The 16,108-nt window shown below is 75.0% G+C and carries 13 protein-coding genes; 6 read left to right on the top strand and 7 right to left on the bottom strand.

Annotation, left to right across the window (positions count from 1 at the left end; all coding sequences use genetic code 11):
* Positions 1 to 12: 12 nt before the first annotated feature.
* Both ACZ5D2_RS36175 and ACZ5D2_RS36170 read right to left on the bottom strand, forming a co-directional pair.
* Positions 13 to 1,980 carry a DUF5107 domain-containing protein gene (locus ACZ5D2_RS36175; RefSeq protein ID WP_371675809.1) on the bottom strand — a complete coding sequence of 656 codons (1,968 nt, stop codon included), beginning with the start codon at positions 1,978 to 1,980 and terminating at the stop codon, positions 13 to 15.
* Between the two features lie 64 nt (positions 1,981 to 2,044).
* Complete coding sequence (locus ACZ5D2_RS36170) at positions 2,045 to 2,638, bottom strand: GNAT family N-acetyltransferase (RefSeq protein WP_371675810.1); 594 nt, start codon at positions 2,636 to 2,638, stop codon at positions 2,045 to 2,047.
* 34 nt (positions 2,639 to 2,672) lie between these two features.
* On the opposite strand from ACZ5D2_RS36170, the gene ACZ5D2_RS36165 reads away from it, so the two are divergent.
* Positions 2,673 to 3,431: a hypothetical protein gene (locus ACZ5D2_RS36165; RefSeq protein ID WP_468935411.1), complete on the top strand. Its 759-nt coding sequence runs from the start codon at positions 2,673 to 2,675 to the stop codon at positions 3,429 to 3,431.
* Positions 3,432 to 3,546: 115 nt separating this feature from the next.
* Here the strand turns inward: ACZ5D2_RS36165 and ACZ5D2_RS36160 are convergent, their stop codons facing one another.
* From ACZ5D2_RS36160 to ACZ5D2_RS36145, 4 genes are all read right to left on the bottom strand, one after another.
* Positions 3,547 to 5,538 carry a dipeptidyl-peptidase 5 gene (locus ACZ5D2_RS36160; RefSeq protein ID WP_468935409.1) on the bottom strand — a complete coding sequence of 664 codons (1,992 nt, stop codon included), beginning with the start codon at positions 5,536 to 5,538 and terminating at the stop codon, positions 3,547 to 3,549.
* 13 nt (positions 5,539 to 5,551) lie between these two features.
* Positions 5,552 to 6,895: a M20/M25/M40 family metallo-hydrolase gene (locus tag ACZ5D2_RS36155; RefSeq protein WP_371681117.1), complete on the bottom strand. Its 1,344-nt coding sequence runs from the start codon at positions 6,893 to 6,895 to the stop codon at positions 5,552 to 5,554.
* 1 nt (position 6,896) lies between these two features.
* Entirely contained in the window at positions 6,897 to 7,730 is an 834-nt protein-coding gene (locus ACZ5D2_RS36150) for a M55 family metallopeptidase (protein ID WP_468935407.1), read from the bottom strand.
* A gap of 229 nt (positions 7,731 to 7,959) precedes the next feature.
* Positions 7,960 to 8,403, bottom strand: coding sequence for an SRPBCC family protein (locus ACZ5D2_RS36145; protein ID WP_371675814.1), 444 nt, complete (start codon positions 8,401 to 8,403; stop codon positions 7,960 to 7,962).
* 648 nt (positions 8,404 to 9,051) lie between these two features.
* On the opposite strand from ACZ5D2_RS36145, the gene ACZ5D2_RS36140 reads away from it, so the two are divergent.
* Positions 9,052 to 10,641, top strand: a complete 1,590-nt coding sequence (locus ACZ5D2_RS36140) for an alpha/beta hydrolase (RefSeq protein ID WP_371675815.1) — start codon at positions 9,052 to 9,054, stop codon at positions 10,639 to 10,641.
* A 24-nt stretch (positions 10,642 to 10,665) separates the two neighbouring features.
* Positions 10,666 to 11,097, top strand: a complete 432-nt coding sequence (locus ACZ5D2_RS36135) for a RidA family protein (protein ID WP_371675816.1) — start codon at positions 10,666 to 10,668, stop codon at positions 11,095 to 11,097.
* A 94-nt stretch (positions 11,098 to 11,191) separates the two neighbouring features.
* On the opposite strand, the gene ACZ5D2_RS36130 is transcribed toward ACZ5D2_RS36135, so the two are convergent.
* The gene (locus tag ACZ5D2_RS36130; protein ID WP_371675817.1) at positions 11,192 to 11,761 is read right to left on the bottom strand and encodes a HEAT repeat domain-containing protein; all 570 of its coding nucleotides are present in this window, start codon (positions 11,759 to 11,761) and stop codon (positions 11,192 to 11,194) included.
* Positions 11,762 to 12,230: 469 nt separating this feature from the next.
* Here ACZ5D2_RS36130 and ACZ5D2_RS36125 point away from each other — a divergent pair, with 469 nt between their 5' ends.
* The 3 genes from ACZ5D2_RS36125 to ACZ5D2_RS36115 all read left to right on the top strand — a co-directional run.
* Positions 12,231 to 14,045: a 3-hydroxyacyl-CoA dehydrogenase family protein gene (locus tag ACZ5D2_RS36125; RefSeq protein WP_371675818.1), complete on the top strand. Its 1,815-nt coding sequence runs from the start codon at positions 12,231 to 12,233 to the stop codon at positions 14,043 to 14,045.
* A gap of 178 nt (positions 14,046 to 14,223) precedes the next feature.
* Positions 14,224 to 15,045 carry a TetR family transcriptional regulator gene (locus ACZ5D2_RS36120; RefSeq protein ID WP_371675819.1) on the top strand — a complete coding sequence of 274 codons (822 nt, stop codon included), beginning with the start codon at positions 14,224 to 14,226 and terminating at the stop codon, positions 15,043 to 15,045.
* Positions 15,046 to 15,434: 389 nt separating this feature from the next.
* A partial coding sequence (locus ACZ5D2_RS36115) for an alcohol dehydrogenase catalytic domain-containing protein (protein WP_468935402.1) occupies positions 15,435 to 16,108 on the top strand: 674 nt, incomplete at its 3' end.

Here is a 16,108-nt window from a genome sequence, read left to right as displayed (position 1 = left end):
CCGGCCACCCGGCTACCCCGGCGGCCGCATGCGGAAGTCGTAGGCCGGGGGCAGCGGGGCGTCCGTGAGGGTGGACCAGATCTCCGAGAGGGTCTCCTCGCCCTCCCGCAGGTCGGGCAGTTCGAAGCCGTCCTCGAAGACCCGGCGGGCGGCGCCCACGTGCCCTTCGGCCGCCAGCAGCCGCGCGGCGAGCAGCCGGAACCGCCCCTGCTCCCGCAGCACGGGCCGCAGCCGGTCCCAGACCGCGCGGGCCGCCGCCAGGCGTCCGGCGGCGAGCAGCGCGGTCATCGCCTCCCGCCCCAGCGCGGACTCGGCGGCCTCCCAGCGTTCGCCGCCCCGGCTCTCCCCCGCCAGGTCCTCGAAGGCCTCCGCGTACCGGTCGGCGGACCGTTCCCGGTCCCCGGCCAGCGCGTCGGCCACCGCGAGGGCGCGCAGCAGCGGCCAGCGGGAGGGCGCCAGCGCCAGCCCGCGCTCCCAGCTGCGCACGGCCTGGGCGGTGTCGCCCGCGTGCCACTGGGCCACGCCCAGGTGGTACTCGGTCAGCGGGTCGGCCGGGGCGGTCTCCAGCATGTCCCGCCAGTGCGGCGCGACCAGCGCCGGCCCCGGCGGCACCACCTTGCGCGGGGTGGGGAAGACCCCGCTGCGCCACAGCTCCAGCCAGGGCCGCTGGTCCTCCCCCAGGGTGGACTCCGGGAAGGGGGTGCCGGGGAGCTTGAAGCCCCCGCACAGCACCTCCAGCGCGCCCCAGCCGGAGCCTTCGGCCAGCCGCTCCCCCGGTTCGGTGTCGGCGTGCCCGCGCCACGCCCCGTAGGCGGCCTCCAGCGCCTCGGCCGGCAGCGCGGTGTCGAGGGCCGCCGAGGCCGCACCGCGGGCCGCCGCCCAGTCGGCGCCGTGGACGGCCGACGGCTCCGCCGAGAGCGGCCCGTACGCCTCCATCCAGGCGAACTCCGCCCCGGCCTCCAGACGTACGTGTTCCAGCTGGGTCCGGGCCAGCCCGGCCTGGATCTCGGCGTAGCCGCCGGTGCCCGGGGCGGTGAGCCATTCCTGCCAGCGCCGGCCGCCCGCGCCGGCGCCCCACACGAACAGCTTGCGGCCGCGCAGCCGCCCGGTGGAGGCCTGCGCCAGGCCGTGCCCCTCCGCGTCGAGGGAGGCGATCCAGGGCCGGTCCGCGTCCTGGACCTCGTAGAAGAAGTCCGCCGGGTGGGCGCTGTTGAGCGGGTACGTGCGGTCGGCGTCCTCCCAGCGCGGCACGGGGATCCGGCGCAGCGCACGCTCGTACCCGAAGTGCCAGGCCTCCTCGGCGGGGGCGAGCACGCGGCGGCCCGGCTCCTCCGGGACGGCGGTGTTGGACCACCAGTACACGGGGACGGGCCGCTCGTGCGGGTTGCGCACGCGGACGCCGACGTGGAGGAAGTCCGAGTCGGCGGGCAGCCACAGGTCCACCTGGAAGGGCAGGTCGCGCAGCCGCTCCCACTCCCACAGCCGCACCATCACGCCGCCGTCGGGGGCGGGGACGAGCGCGGCGTGCAGGGGGGCGCAGGACAGGGTGGTGTGTCCGGTGGCGCCGATGTTCCACTCGATGCCGCCGGAGAACCAGGCGCCGTTGAGGGCGAAGTTGGCGGGCTGGAACACCGGGTTGCGGTAGAGGAGTTCGCGTCCGGTGGGGAGGTGGACGAGGGAGTGGACCCGCCCGCCCAGCCCCGGCAGCACCGTGACGCGCAGGCGGCCGTTGTCGATGACGACCGCCTCGAACTCCCGCTCCGCGCGCTCGCGTCCGTAGCCGTCGCGGAGGTGCACCGGAAGCAGCGAGCGCAGCGGTTCGTGGCCGACCTGGCGGGCCATGTCGCGCGGCAGTCCGTGGCGCGAGCGCTCGTCCAGTTCGTGCACCGCTTCGGGCGCGCGCAGGGCGGGGAGGGGGTTGTCGGGTCCCAACGGGGCTGCCGGGAGGGTCAGTAGGGCACGTCGGACGGTGGTGGCCATGAGGAAATGGAACACGCCGTCCCGGCCGGTGCACAGGGGTTCCGCGCATCACCACCGGTCAGGATTACGCAAAGGAGCCCGTGGCCGGTCCGGCGGGCCGCGGGGTCGTACACATGTCCGCCGTCACGGCCCAGCGTTCGTGGTCCCGCCAGGCTCCGGCCACGTGGAGGAAGTCCGGCGAGAGCCCCTCCAGACGGAAGCCGCGCCCCCGGACGAGGGCGATGGAGGCGGCGTTGCCCGGCTGGACGTTCGCCTCCAGGCGGTGCAGCCCGAGGCCGCCGCCCTCCTGCGGGGCGAAGGCGTGGGCGAGGACCAGGTCGAGGGCCTCGCCCAGGAGTCCGCGGCCGGCGGCGTGCGCGAAGGCCCCGTAGCCCAGGGCGCCGCAGCGGAAGGCGCCGAGAACGATGTTGTTGATGTTGACGAAGCCCGCGAGGTCCCCGGTGGCGCGTTCGCGGACGAGGAACCCGGCCCGCCCCTCGCCCCCGGCCAGCCGGGCGGCGTAGGGCTCGTACTCCTCCACCGTGGTGGGCGGGAACAGCCAGGGCTCGTGCAGGTCGCGGCTCTCGCGGGCGCGGGCGGTGAACTCGGGTCCGTCGGCGGGGCGGTAGGGGGCGAGGCCGACCCGGGGGCCCGTCACGAGGTACGGAGGAAATGGCATCGTCCCAGGCTACGAGGCGTGGCAGCATTCCGGTGTGATCATCACCCCCCGGAATTCCGAAACCGTCGGCACCGCGACCCTGGTGCTCGCGGCGGCCCGCAACAACGCCGAGTGGGTCGCGGCCGTCTGCCGCGACGGAGCCTTCTCCGGCTCCGTGTGGAGCAGCGCGCGGCGCACCCCGCCGCTCTACCCCGACGCGGTCTCCCTCACCCCGGAGGCCTCGGCGCAGGAGGTGGTGGCCGGGATCGACACCGGCTCCCCCGGCTGCTCGGTCAAGGACAGCTTCGCCTCGCTGGACCTGGCCCCGGCCGGCTTCGAGGTGCTGTTCGAGGCGCAGTGGATCCACCGCCCGGCGGGGCCGGCCGGGCGGCCGGCCCCGGGCACGCAGTGGTCCGAGGTCCGGACCGCCGCCGAGCTGGACGCCTGGGAGGCGGCCTGGGACGGTGCGGCGAGCACCGGGCTGTTCCACGCGGACCTGCTCGCCCGGGACCTCGTCTTCCTCGCGGGCCGCTCGGGAGGGCGGATCGTGGCGGGGGCCGTCGCGAGCGCCGGGGGCGGCGTCGTCGGCGTGTCCAACCTCTTCACGGTGGACGGGGCGCACGGGGCGGGCTCCGACCCGGACGGGGCGGCCGCGGCGGTCGACGCGGCCTGGGCGGCCGTCCTGGAGGCCGTCGCGGCCCGCTGGCCCGGCCTGCCGGTGGTGGGGTACGAGCAGGGGGAGGACCTCGACGCGGCCGTGCGCGCCGGGTTCACCCCGATCGGCCCGCTGCGCGTCTGGCTGCACACCGCCTGATCCGGCGGGTGCCGGCCACGGTCCCCGCCGGGCCCCCGGGCGGCACCCGCCGGGCCTACGGGCGGCGCCGGCGGGCGGGCCGTGGCCCCGTGACCGCCCGCACCGGCCGCGGGGGTCAGCCGTGCAGGGCCAGACGGGGGACGTCGTCCCGCACGAACCCGAAGACCTGCGCGTACAGGGACAGCTCCGCCTCCAGCGCCCGCACCATCGTCTCCGCGCGCCGGAAGCCGTGCCCCTCGCCCTCGAAGGCGACGTACGCGTGCGGCACGCCGCGCCCGCGCAGCGCGGCCAGCAGCCGTTCGGCCTGGGCGGGCGGGCAGACCGGGTCGTCGAGGCCCTGGAGCAGCACGAAGGGCGCGGCGATCCGGTCGGCTCGGGCCACCGGGGAGCGCTCGCGGCAGCGCACGGCCAGGGTCGGCGGCGGTCCGGCGAGACCGTCCACGTAGCGCGATTCCAGGTCGTGGGTCTCGGCGGCGAAGCCCCGCAGGTCCAGGACGGGGTAGATGATCGCCGCGCACGCGTACAGGTCGGTGGCGGCCAGCGAGGCCGCCGCCGTCCAGCCGCCCGCGCTGCCGCCCCGGATGGCGAGCCGGCCGGGGTCGGCGGTGCCCTCGGCGGCCAGGGCGCGGGCGACGGCGGCGCAGTCCTCGACGTCGACGACGCCCCACTGCTCGCGCAGCCGCTCGCGGTAGGCGCGGCCGTAGCCGGTGGAGCCGCCGTAGTTGACCTCGACGACGCCGATGCCGCGCGAGGTGAAGTAGGCGATGTGCAGGTCGAGCACGGGCGGCACGTGGTCGGTGGGGCCGCCGTGCGCCCACACCACGTACGGGGGCAGTTCGTCGGCGGGGGCCCGCCGGGCGGGGTGGTGCGGCGGGTAGACGTGGGCGTGGATCTCCCGGCCGCCGGGGCCGGGGAAGGTCCTGGTCTGCGGTTCCGGGTAGTGGGCGGGGTCGACCGGGTCGGTGGCGCGGGCGCCGGCCACCCGGGTGTGGCCGGTCGCGGTGTCGAGTTCGACGATCTCGTAGCCGCTGCGGGGACTCGCCGCGACCCCGTAGACGCGGGTGCCGCTGACGGCCAGCGCGGGCTGCCAGGCGGTCCAGGGACCGGCCGCGTCGACCAGGTGGCCGCTCTCCGGGTCGAGGATGCCGAGGACGGCGGCGCCCTGGCCGTGCAGGACGGCGATCAGCCGGTCGGGCAGCGGGGCGATCCAGCTCAGCCCGGGTTTCCACAGCGCGCCGCCGAACTCCTCCTCGCGGGGGCAGAGGTTGACGGCCTCTCCGCCGTCCGGGTCCACCCGGTACGGGTTCCACCAGCCGCTGCGGTCGCTCACCGCGAGCAGGGTCCCGTCGGCCGCCCACGCCACCTGGGCCACGGCCTCCTCGGGGCCGCCGAGGACGGTGCGGGGGGCGGTGAGGGTGCCGTCGGGGGTGATGTCGGCGAGCTGCAGTTCGGTGCCGTCCCAGGGCATCCGGGGGTGGTCCCACACCAGCCAGGCCGCCCGCCGGCCGTCCGGGGAGAGCCTGGGGCCGGTCCGGAAACGGTGGCGGTCGTCGGTGAGTTCCCGTACGGCGGCCCGGTCCCCGGCGGCCGATCCGTCGAGCGGGACGGCGGCCGTGACCCGGCGGACGTCGGTGGGCGCGGGGCCGGTGAACTCCTCCAGCACGCACCAGACCTCGGCGCCCCGCAGCACCGGGTCGGCCCAGCGCAGGCCGCCGCCGACCGGGGAGAGGGGGGTGAGGGGACGGGGGTCCGGGCTTGCGGGCGCGTCGGGCTCGTACGCGTACAGCCGCTGGTCGCCGTGGTGGACGAACACCACGAGCGGTCCCCCCGAGGGCTGTTGGGCACCCGCCCAGGGCAGGCCCCCGTACTCGGTGAGGCGGCTGCGCACGTTCCACGGCGCGGGCAGCACCGAGCGGGCGGCGCGGCCGTCGGCGGGCCGGCGCACCAGGGTCCGGCGGCCGCCCTCGCCGGGGCGGGGCTCGGTCCACCACACCTCGTCGCCGACGGTCCCCAGGTACTCGGGGCGGCCGTCGTGGGCGGCGGCGAGGGCGGCGTCGATCGGCGAGGGCCAGCTGCCGTAGGGGCCGTCGGAGGCGGGCGGATCCATCAACGGGTGCCCCTCACAGGGTCCGCAGCGCGCGGTCGAGGACGCGGACGCCGAAGTGGAGGGCGTCGACCGGGACCCGCTCGTCGACGCCGTGGAAGAGGGCCCAGTAGTCGAAGCCGGGCGGCAGCTTGAGCGGGGAGAAGCCGTAGCCGGTGATGCCGAGGCGGGAGAACTGTTTGGCGTCGGTGCCGCCGGCCATGCAGAAGGGGACCACGTGCCCGTCGGGGTCGAAGTGTTCGACGGCCTCGCGCAGGATCCCGTAGGTCCGCCCGTCCACGGGGGCTTCGAGGGCGACCTCGCGGTGGTGGAACTCCCAGTGGACCTCGGGCCCGGTGAGCGCGTCGAGGGTGGCGGCGAACTCGGCTTCGCCGCCGGGCAGCGTGCGCCCGTCGACGTACCCGGTGGCGCGTCCGGGGACCACGTTGAGCTTGTAACCGGCTTCCAGCATCGTCGGGTTGGCGCTGTTGCGGACCGTGGCCTCCACCAGTGCGCCGGCCGGGCCCAGCTTGCCGAGGACGGCGTCGAGGTCGAAGCCGGGGGCGCGCGGATCCACCGACAGGCCCTGGAGGGCCGCGAGTTCGGTGATGCAGGCGGCGACCGTGCCGGTGAGCCGGACCGGCCACTCGTGTTCGCCGATCCGGGCGACGGCGGCGGCGAGCCGACTGACGGCGTTGGCCTTGTTGGGCTTGGAGCCGTGTCCGGTGGTGCCGTGCGCGGTGAGCTTCAGCCAGGCGGTGCCGCGTTCGCCGGCCGCGATGGGGTAGAGGGACCGGCCCGGCCCGGTGTGCAGGGTGAAGGCTCCGGACTCGCTGATGCCCTCCGTGCATCCCTCGAAGAGGTGCGGGTGGTGGTCGGCGAGGAAGCCCGATCCGTCGACGGCGCTGTCCTCCTCGTCGGCGGTGTAGGCGATCACGATGTCCCGGCGCGGCCGTACGCCGTGGCGCGCCCAGGCCCGTACGACGGCCAGCACCATCGCGTCCATGTTCTTCATGTCGACCGCCCCGCGGCCCCAGACGACGCCGTCGCGGACCTCCCCGGAGAAGGGGTCCACGCTCCAGTCGGCGGCGTCGGCGGGGACCACGTCGAGGTGGCCGTGGACGAGGAGGGCGGGCGCGGTGGGGTCGGTGCCCTCGACGCGGGCCACCACGTTGGTCCGGCCCGGGGTGCGTTCCAGCAGGGCCGGCTCCAGTCCGGCGCCGGCGAGACGTTCCGCCACGTACTCGGCGGCGGGCCGCTCGCGGCAGTCGCCGCCGCCCCGGTTGCTGGTGTCGATCCGGATCAGGTCGGAGGTGAAGCCGACGGCCTCCTCGAAGGCCGTCGCGTCGAGCGCGCCGTTTTCGCCGTCCACCCATCGCATGTCAGCCATACTGCTCCTCCACGGCCGCGGAGACGACCGTCGTGACGGCTTTGAAGGTCCGGATCCCCTCGTACATGGTCCCACTGGTGTAGGCGATCCGGCGTTCGGCGCAGCGTTCGACCCCGGGGACCACGGTGGCGGCCATCGACAGGTGTTCGGCGTCGAACTCCACCTCCACCGCGAACGGGCCGCCCCGTACCGGCTCGTGGCGGACGGCGAGGGCGACCGCCTCGGCGGCGGCGGCCCGGATGTCGGCGGCGGTGCGGGCCGGGGTGCGGCAGACGGCCGCGTAGCGCGAGACGTGGTCCTTGACGGCGACGGTGCGCGCGTCGGGGGCGTAGGCGGCGGCGTCGGCGCAGGTCAGGTCGTCGCCGGTGACCAGGATGACGGGGACCCCGTACTCGGCGACGACGTGGGCGTTGAGCAGTCCCTCGCTGGCGCGCAGGCCGTTGAGCCAGACCCCGGTGATGGAGTTGGCGAGGTAGGTGTGGGCGAGGACCCCCTCGGCGCCGGCGCCCGTGTGGTAGCCGACGAAGGCGACGCCGTCGACGTCCCCGTGCTGCACGCCCTCGACCATGGAGAGGGACTTGTGACGGCCGGTGAGCATCTCGGCCCGTGCGTCGAGCCGCTCCAGCAGCAGGTTGCGCATGGTCCAGTGGGCCTCGTTGACGAGGACCCGGTCGGCGCCGCCGTCGTAGAGGCCGAGCACGGCGGCGTTCACGTCGGAGGTGAACATGGCCCGGCAGCGCTCCCACTGGGCGGTCCCGGGCAGTACGTCGGCGGGCCAGGTGACGCCGGTGGCGCCTTCCATGTCGGCGGAGATGAGGATCTTCATCGTGCCCCCGGTGGGTCGGGTCGCGGAGGGCCCCACCCTAGCCGCCCGCCCCCCTCCGGTCCCGGGGGCCACGCCCGGGGGGCGGCGCCGGGCGGGCCGGCCCTCGGGCCCGGTAGCGGGCCGGGACCCGGCCGGGGCGCCCGGCCGGGGCGCCGGGCGGCTCACCGCGGCGCGGAAAACCACCCGAACCGGTGAGCCGGTTCCCGGGGTGCCGCGGCAACGGCCTTGCTCAGGACTCGACTTCCTGCGCGAGGTTCGCGAGGACGGTGTCGTAGATGCGGCCGAGGCCCTTGGGCGCGAAGGTGCGCTCGAAGAAGCCGCCGATGCCGCCCGCGCCGTTCCAGACGGTGCTGACCACGGCCTTGGACTTGCCCTCGCCCGCGGGGGTCACGGTCCAGGTGGTGACCATGGAGGAGTTGCGGTCCTTCTCCACGAGCTGGCCGTCGGTGGGCTCGGTGACCTCCAGCAGGCAGTCCCGTACGCGCTTGCTGGTGGCCTGGAGCTTCCAGTGGACCAGGGTGCCCTCGCCGTCGCCGCCCTCGCGGACCTCGTACTCGCTGAAGTGCTCGGGGAGCAGCTTGGAACGGCTGCCGGTGTAGTCCGCGAGCGTGTCGAACACGGTCTCCGCGTCGGCCCCGATGATGCGCTCCGTGGTGGCCTCGACCTGCGCCATACCTGTTCCTCCAGCAGTCGTTCTCGCTCGTCGGCGGCAAGCCAACCACCTCCGGGGCGGGCGCCCAAATCCGGGGCCCGGGGAAGCGCCCCCGCGTGCTCACGGGAACGTCCGTGCCCCTCCGGGCGGGCGGGCCGGCCCGGAGGGGTCCGCGCGCGGGGCGGACCGGACGGCCCGGCATCCCGGCTCCGCGCCCCCCGGGGCGGACGACCTGGGCCGTCGCCGCGCCGGGGGCGACGCCCGCGACACCCCCGGTACTCCATCTGCGGCCCGGACCGCGCGAGCGGTTCGCGGCCCGGACCGGGGGGCGCCACCCCCACCCGGTCGAGCGCCGCGCACGCGTGTACGGGGCGGGCCGCGCGCGCCGGCCGGTCGCCGGCACGGGGGCGCGCGCCAAGTCCGCCGACCCGGTGCCGAATTCGGCACCGGCCCGTCAGGACCGCGGGCGGCGCGAGCCGCACCCGTCCCGGAGCGTTCCGGGGGCCCCGCCCCCCGCGGGGCCGGCCCGGCCGGCCCTCCGGCGATCACCCCGATGGCCGCGCGCGCCTGCCGAGGGGTCATCACATCGGGCCAATAGGCTGCCCAATCCCGTCTTCCCGCGACGGTTTCCGGGACGATTCCGCCCAGAACCCTCGGCTGGGAGGCCCCATGCTGCACCCCGTTCCGCATCCGTCGAAGAAGCGCGCCGCCGTACTGCTGTCGCTCTCCGCCATCGCCGCCGCCCTCGCGAGCCCGGTCGTCGCCGCTCCGGCGCCCGCCGCGGCGCCCGCACCCGCCCCGGCCGCCGCCACCCTGCGCTGGAGCGGCTGCGCGACGCCCCGCTACCCGACGCTGCAGTGCGCCTCCCTGAAGGTCCCGCTCGACCACGACCACCCCGCCGGGCGGCAGATCTCCCTGGCCCTGACCCGGGTCCCGCACACCGCCGCCACCTCCCAGGGCCCCCTGCTGGTCAACCCCGGCGGCCCGGGCGGCAGCGGGCGCACCCTGGCCGGTTTCGTCGCCTCCGCTCTGCCCAAGGACGTGGCCGGCCAGTACGACGTGATCGGCTTCGACCCCCGGGGCGTGGGCAAGAGCGAGCCCGTCCTGGACTGCGGGGCCGGTCACTTCAAGCCGGTCCGCCCCGACTCCGTACCCCTCGACCCGGCGACCGAGCAGGCCAACCTGGAGCGGGTGCGGTCCTTCGCCGAGTCCTGCCAGACCAAGCACGCGGACGTCCTCCCGTACGTGGGCACCGTCTCGGCCGCCCGCGACCTGGAGGTCCTGCGCACGGCCCTGGGCGCCGAGCGGCTCAGCTACTTCGGCTACTCCTACGGGACCTACCTGGGCGCGGTCTACGCCCGCCTGCACCCGGACCGGGTGCACCGCCTGGTGCTGGACTCCGTGGTCGACCCGGGCGGGGTCTGGTACGAGGACAACCTCGCCCAGGACCAGGCCTTCGACGCCCGCCACAAGTCCTTCCTGGCCTGGGTGGCCCAGTACGACGCCACCTACCACCTGGGCACCGACCCGGCCGCGGTCGAGGAGCGCTGGTACGCGATGCGCACGGCGCTGCGGTCCGCTCCGGCGGGCGGGAAGGTGGGGCCGGCGGAGCTGGAGGACACCTACATGCCGGGCGGCTACTACAACGGCTACTGGCCGGCCCTCGCCGAGGCCTTCGCCTCGTACGCGGTGCGCGAGGACCCGAAGCCGCTCGTGGCGGCGTACGAACGGTTCGCGGCGGTGGAGCCCTCGGCGGGCAACAGCTACAGCGTGTACACGGCGGTGCAGTGCCGGGACTCGGCCTGGCCCCGGGACTGGAACCGGTGGCGGGCCGACATGTGGCGCACGCACGCCAAGGCGCCCTTCATGACCTGGAACAACGCCTGGTACAACGCCCCGTGCGCGTTCTGGAAGACGGAGCCGCTCCAGGCTCCGGACGTGACGAACCACGACCTGCCCCCGGCGCTGCTGTTCCAGGCGACCGAGGACGCGGCGACCCCCTTCGAGGGCGCGGTGACCATGCGCGACAAGCTGGCCGGCTCGGCGCTGGTGGTGGAGGAGGGCGGCGGCAACCACGGCGTCGCCCTGAGCGGGAACAAGTGCCTGGACGAGAAGCTCGCCGCGTACCTGAGGACGGGTCAGGCCGCGGACGCCACCTGCCCGGCCCAGCCCGCCCCGAAGCCGGCCGCCGCGACGCGCGCGGTGCCGCCGTCGGCCGGGGGAGCCGCCCTGCACGGACTGCTGGGGTTCCGCGGCTGACCCGTACCCGGCAAGATCGTGTCCATGACCATTTCTGAGAACGACGGCGGCGCGCTCACCCGGATCACGGCGCCCGAGGGGGTCGCCCCCGGCCACGGCTACCAGCACGTCGTCTGGGGGACGGGGCGTTTCGTGGCCGTCTCCGGGCAGTGCGCGCTCGACGAGAAGGGCGAGGTGGTCGGCGAGGGCGACCCGGCGGCCCAGGCCCGGCAGGTGTTCGAGAACCTGCGACGGTGCCTGGCCGCGGCCGGGGCCGGGTTCGAGGACGTGGTGAAGCTGACCTACTTCATGACGGACACGGCCCACTTCCCGGCCGTCCGGGCCGCCCGCGACGCGGTGATCCCCCCGCACCTGCTGCCGGCCTCCTCGGCGGTGGTGGTCTCGGCCCTGTTCCGGCCCGAGCTGCTCATGGAGATCGAGGCCTTCGCGATCGTCCCGGAGACGGGCGGCCGCTGAGGGGCGCCCGCGGAAGGGCGGCCGCGGAAGAGGAGCGGGCTGAAGGGCGGCCGCCGGGGGACGGCCGCCGCGCCGGGCGGCCGGCGGGACCCGGTTACGCGTCCGGGTGGCCGGCCAGCAGCCGGCCCAGGGCGTCGGTGGCCGCCGCCGCCAGCCGGGGGTGCGCCTGGGCCCGGACCAGGACGTCGCGGGCGCGCGGGTCGGCCAGCGCCCCGAGCCCCTCGACGCAGGCGAGGGCCACCCGCCAGTACGGGTCGTGCGGCGCGAGCAGCCTCGACAGGGTGGCCATCAGCGCCGGGGCCGACTCGGGGGCCCGCAGCGCGGCCAGCAGCCGGACCGGGTGCAGGGCGTAGGCGGTGCGCAGGGCGTTCGTCGCGAGCGCCGCCGCCGCGCGGGCGGTGCGCGGGTCCCCGAGGACGGCGAGCGCCTGCGCGGCGGCCTCGCAGCGCGCCGGGTCCCGGTGGTTGAGCAGCAGGACCAGCGGCTCGAAGGCGCGCCGGTCCCGGGCCAAGCCGAGCCGGTAGGCCGCCAGTTCGCGCGCCCACAGGTGCCGCCCGGCGGAGGTCAGCGACGCGGCCAGCGCGTCGGGACCCGCCACGAGCAGTTCCTCGTACTCCGGCGATCCGTCCGCCTCGGCCCGCAGGCGCTCCAGCACGTCGTTCACACGGCCACCCTAGGGCCGGGCGGGCCTCGCCACGCCCCGTTCGGCGGAGTTCCGCAGGACCCGGTTGATCGATCATCGATGATCGGTACATTTGGGCGGTACAGGTCACATCTCCGTGCTCTGGCGCGCCAGTTACCACCGGGTTACTGTCGATCCCACACGCACGGGACCGGCCTGGTGACGCAGCCTCCCGTGCCAGTCGGTTCACCGCACCACCCACACGCACGGCAGGACCCCGGGACAGGGTCGTGCCGCCCGGGCCCGCCGCATCCGGCCTCCCCGGACGCGAGCACCGCGGGCCCACCCCGCACGGCACGCCCGTACGGCTCTGCGCGCACCGCGTCGACGCACGGCGTCCCCGCACCGCGTTTCCGCACTTCTCCGCACCCCTTCGCCGTACGGCACCCCGCGCGCACCGTGCACCGCGCGCGCTTCCCAGTCGTCACCCTCATTCCACTGGAGTCCCGCGATGGACCTTCCGTCCACGTCCAGTCAGTCCACCCCGTCCAGCAGTCCGCGCACCGTCGCCGTCGTCGGCCTCGGCACGATGGGCACCGGCATCGCCGAGGTCCTCGCCCGGGCCGGCCGCGAGGTCATCGGCATCGACGTCAGCGAGGCCGCCGCCCGCCGGGCCACCGCCTCCCTCGCCGCCGCCACGGCCCGCTCCGTCGCCAAGGAGCGCCTCACCGAGCAGGAGCGCGAGGGGGTCCTGGCCCGCTTCCGCACCTTCACCGACCTCGGCGCCGCGGCCGACGCCGACCTCGTCATCGAGGTGGTCCCGGAGGACTACGAGCTCAAGCACCGCCTCTTCGACGAGCTCGACGCGATCGTGCGCCCCGACACGATCCTGGCCACCGGCACCAACGCCCTGTCGGTGACCCGGCTCGCCGCCGAGTCGCTGCGCCCCGAGCGGGTGCTCGGCCTGCACTTCTTCAACCCGGCCCCGGCGATGAAGCTCGTGGAGATCGTCTCCTGCGTGCTGACCGCGCCGCCCGCCGTCGAGGCGGTCACCGAGCTGGCCCGCGAGCTGGGCAAGCAGCCCGTCGCGGTCGGTGACCGGCCCGGTTTCGTCGCCGACGGCCTGCTCTTCGGCTACCTCAACCAGGCCGCCGCCATGTACGAGGCGAAGTACGCCTCCCGCGAGGACATCGACGCGGCGATGCGGCTGGGCTGCGGGCTGCCGATGGGGCCCCTGGCGCTCCTCGACCTGATCGGCGTGGACACCGCGCGCACCGTGCTGGAGGCCATGTACGCCTCCTCCGGCGACCGGCTGCACGCCCCGGCCCCGATCCTCGGCCACCTCGCCGAGGCCGGACTGACCGGCCAGAAGTCGGGCCGCGGGTTCTACACCTACGAGGCACCGGGCAGCGCGGTGGTCGTCCGCGACCTGCAGACCCCGCTGGACGGGTCCCTGCTGGGCACGGGCCGTCCGGTCTCCTCGGTGGGCGTGGCCGGCTCGGGGACCATGGCGAGCGGCATCGCCCAGGTCTTCGCGCAGGCCGGCTACGACGTGGTGCTGGCGGCCCGCAGCCAGGAGAAGGCCGAGGCCGCGAAGGCCGCGATCGGGAAGTCCTTGGGCCGTGCGGTGTCCAAGGGCCGCCTGACCGAGGAGGCCGCCGCGCAGACCCTCGGCCGGATCACCCCGGCCGGTTCGCTGGAGGCCTTCGCCGAGGTGGACCTGGCGGTGGAGGCCGTCGCCGAGGACCTGGCCGTCAAGCAGGAGCTCTTCGCGGGCCTGGACAAGGTGTGCAAGCCGGGCGCGGTCCTGGCCACCACCACCTCCTCGCTCCCGGTGATCGCCGTCGCGCGGGCCACGGCGCGTCCCCAGGACGTGATCGGCATGCACTTCTTCAACCCGGCCCCGGCCATGAAGCTGGTCGAGGTGGTCCGGACCGTCCTGACGGCCGACGACGTGCACGCCACCGTCCGCGAGGTCTGCGCGAAGGTGCGCAAGCACCCGGTGGACTGCGGGGACCGGGCGGGCTTCATCGTGAACGCGCTGCTGTTCCCGTACCTGAACAACGCGATCAAGATGGTCGAGCAGCACTACGCCGGCATCGACGACATCGACGCCGCGATGAAGCTGGGCGGCGGGTACCCGATGGGGCCCTTCGAGCTGCTCGACGTCGTCGGCCTGGACGTGTCGCTCGCCATCGAGAAGGTCCTCCACCAGGAGTTCCGCGACCCCGGCCTGGCCCCCTCCCCGCTGCTGGAGCACCTGGTCGCGGCGGGCTGCCTGGGCCGGAAGACGGGCCGCGGATTCCGTGAGTACGCCCGCCGGTAAGGGGACTCCCCCCGATCCGGCGGTCCACGAGCAGGATGCGTGGGGAGGGCTGCTCGGGTCCGCCGGACCCTCACGGCGGACGAACCCTCCCGGGCCCAGTGCGGGCCCTCCCCCGCATCCACCCCTGTCCGACCCCCCACAGGCGCGCTCGCCCGCGCGAATGAAGTACTTTCGCTCTATGTCCCAGCCCGCCAAGACCTCACCCCGCGCCTCCTCGGCCTCCGACGCCCCGGAGAGCGCGGCCGGCACGCGGGCCGCCGCCCAGCGGCTCAAGATGCGCCGCGAGCTCGCCGCGGCCGCCATGGAGCTCTTCGCGACGAAGGGGTACGAGGCCACCACGGTCGACGAGATCGCCGCGACCGCCGGGGTGGCCCGCCGGACCTTCTTCCGGCACTTCCGCTCCAAGGAAGAGGCGATCTTCCCGGACCACGACGACACCCTGATCCGTGCCGAGGCGGTCCTGGACGTGGCCCCGGCGCACGAGCACCCGCTCGACACGGTGTGCCGGGGGATCAAGGAAGTCATGAAGATGTACGCCGCCTCGCCGGCGGTGTCGGTGGAGCGCTACCGGCTGACCCGCGAGGTGCCGGCGCTGCGGGAGCGGGAGATCGCCTCGGTGGCCCGGTACGAGCGGCTGTTCACGCGCTACCTGCTGGCCCACTTCGACGAGCAGGACCACCACGACGGCAACGACGATCCGCTGCTGGCCGAGGTGGCCGCCTCGGCGGTGGTCACCGCCCACAACCACGTGCTGCGGCGCTGGCTGCGGGCCGGCGGGCAGGGGGACGTGGAGGCGCAGCTGGACCACGCCTTCTCGATCGTCCGCAAGACCTTCGGCTCCGGGATCGGCGCGGGCCGCACGGCCGTCGCGGGCGCCCCGGACCCGGCTCCGCAGGCGGCCGTCCGCACCGAGGGCGAGGTGCTGGTCGCGGTGGCCCGGACCGACGCTCCGCTCGACGAGGTCATGAGGACCATCGAAGAGGCACTCAGGAACAAGTAGTCACGCTCGTCACAGTGGCCGCTCCCGATTCGGGGGCGGCCACTTTCGTTTGTCCGGGTTGCCCCTACTCGCCGGTAACTCTGATCGATCATCGCTCATCTGCGCAGGTCAATAGGCAAATGAGAGAAAGTTTTGGCACGCGGTGCCTTGCTGAGTGACACGGGGTGCCATACGTTGAATCTCGTCCGGATGTCCCCGCGGCCCACGCCCACTCGGCACGGAACGCGCCCCGGATGCCTGCGTCACCAGGCCCCGCGCACCTCACCACGGGTGCGCCAGCACCACCGCTCCGCCGGACCGACGGCACTCGCAGCACCCCCACCCGCTCCCACGCACGCAACGCGTATCCCTCAGCGCACCCTCATCAGCGCTCAGCCGGAGGCAATACCGTGAAGGACATCCTGGACGCGATCCAGTCGCAGGCCGCTACGGCCGCCGACTTCGCGGCCCTGCCGCTCCCCGACTCGTACCGCGCGATCACCGTGCACAAGGACGAGGCGGAGATGTTCGCCGGGCTCACCACCCGCGAGAAGGACCCCCGCAAGTCCCTGCACCTCGACCAGGTCCCGGTCCCCGAACTCGGGCCGGGCGAGGCCCTGGTCGCCGTCATGGCCTCCTCGGTCAACTACAACTCCGTGTGGACCTCGATCTTCGAGCCGGTGTCCACCTTCAGCTTCCTGGAGCGCTACGGGCGCCTCTCGGAGCTCACCAAGCGCCACGACCTCCCGTACCACGTCATCGGCTCCGACCTCGCGGGCGTCGTGCTGCGCACCGGTCCCGGCGTCAACGCCTGGAAGCCGGGCGACGAGGTCGTCGCGCACTGCCTCTCGGTCGAGCTGGAGTCCTCGGACGGCCACAACGACACGATGCTCGACCCCGAGCAGCGCATCTGGGGCTTCGAGACCAACTTCGGCGGCCTCGCCGAGATCGCCCTGGTCAAGTCGAACCAGCTGATGCCCAAGCCGGACCACCTCAGCTGGGAGGAGGCCGCGTCCCCGGGCCTGGTCAACTCGACCGCGTACCGCCAGCTGGTCTCCCGCAACGGCGCCGGGATGAAGCAGGG

The organism is Streptomyces sp. NPDC031479, assembly GCF_055581065.1.
This window is presented reverse-complemented; position numbering and strand designations above follow the sequence as displayed.

Excerpts from the sequence above, each read along its gene's own strand:
- ACZ5D2_RS36175 (WP_371675809.1), bottom strand. The coding sequence starts at position 1,980 with ATGGCCACCACCGTCCGACGTGCCCTACTGACCCTCCCGGCAGCCCCG.
- ACZ5D2_RS36170 (WP_371675810.1), bottom strand. The coding sequence starts at position 2,638 with ATGCCATTTCCTCCGTACCTCGTGACGGGCCCCCGGGTCGGCCTCGCC.
- ACZ5D2_RS36160 (WP_468935409.1), bottom strand. The coding sequence starts at position 5,538 with ATGGATCCGCCCGCCTCCGACGGCCCCTACGGCAGCTGGCCCTCGCCG.
- ACZ5D2_RS36155 (WP_371681117.1), bottom strand. The coding sequence starts at position 6,895 with ATGCGATGGGTGGACGGCGAAAACGGCGCGCTCGACGCGACGGCCTTC.
- ACZ5D2_RS36150 (WP_468935407.1), bottom strand. The coding sequence starts at position 7,730 with ATGAAGATCCTCATCTCCGCCGACATGGAAGGCGCCACCGGCGTCACC.
- ACZ5D2_RS36145 (WP_371675814.1), bottom strand. The coding sequence starts at position 8,403 with ATGGCGCAGGTCGAGGCCACCACGGAGCGCATCATCGGGGCCGACGCG.
- ACZ5D2_RS36140 (WP_371675815.1), top strand. The coding sequence starts at position 9,052 with ATGCTGCACCCCGTTCCGCATCCGTCGAAGAAGCGCGCCGCCGTACTG.
- ACZ5D2_RS36135 (WP_371675816.1), top strand. The coding sequence starts at position 10,666 with ATGACCATTTCTGAGAACGACGGCGGCGCGCTCACCCGGATCACGGCG.
- ACZ5D2_RS36125 (WP_371675818.1), top strand. The coding sequence starts at position 12,231 with ATGGACCTTCCGTCCACGTCCAGTCAGTCCACCCCGTCCAGCAGTCCG.
- ACZ5D2_RS36120 (WP_371675819.1), top strand. The coding sequence starts at position 14,224 with ATGTCCCAGCCCGCCAAGACCTCACCCCGCGCCTCCTCGGCCTCCGAC.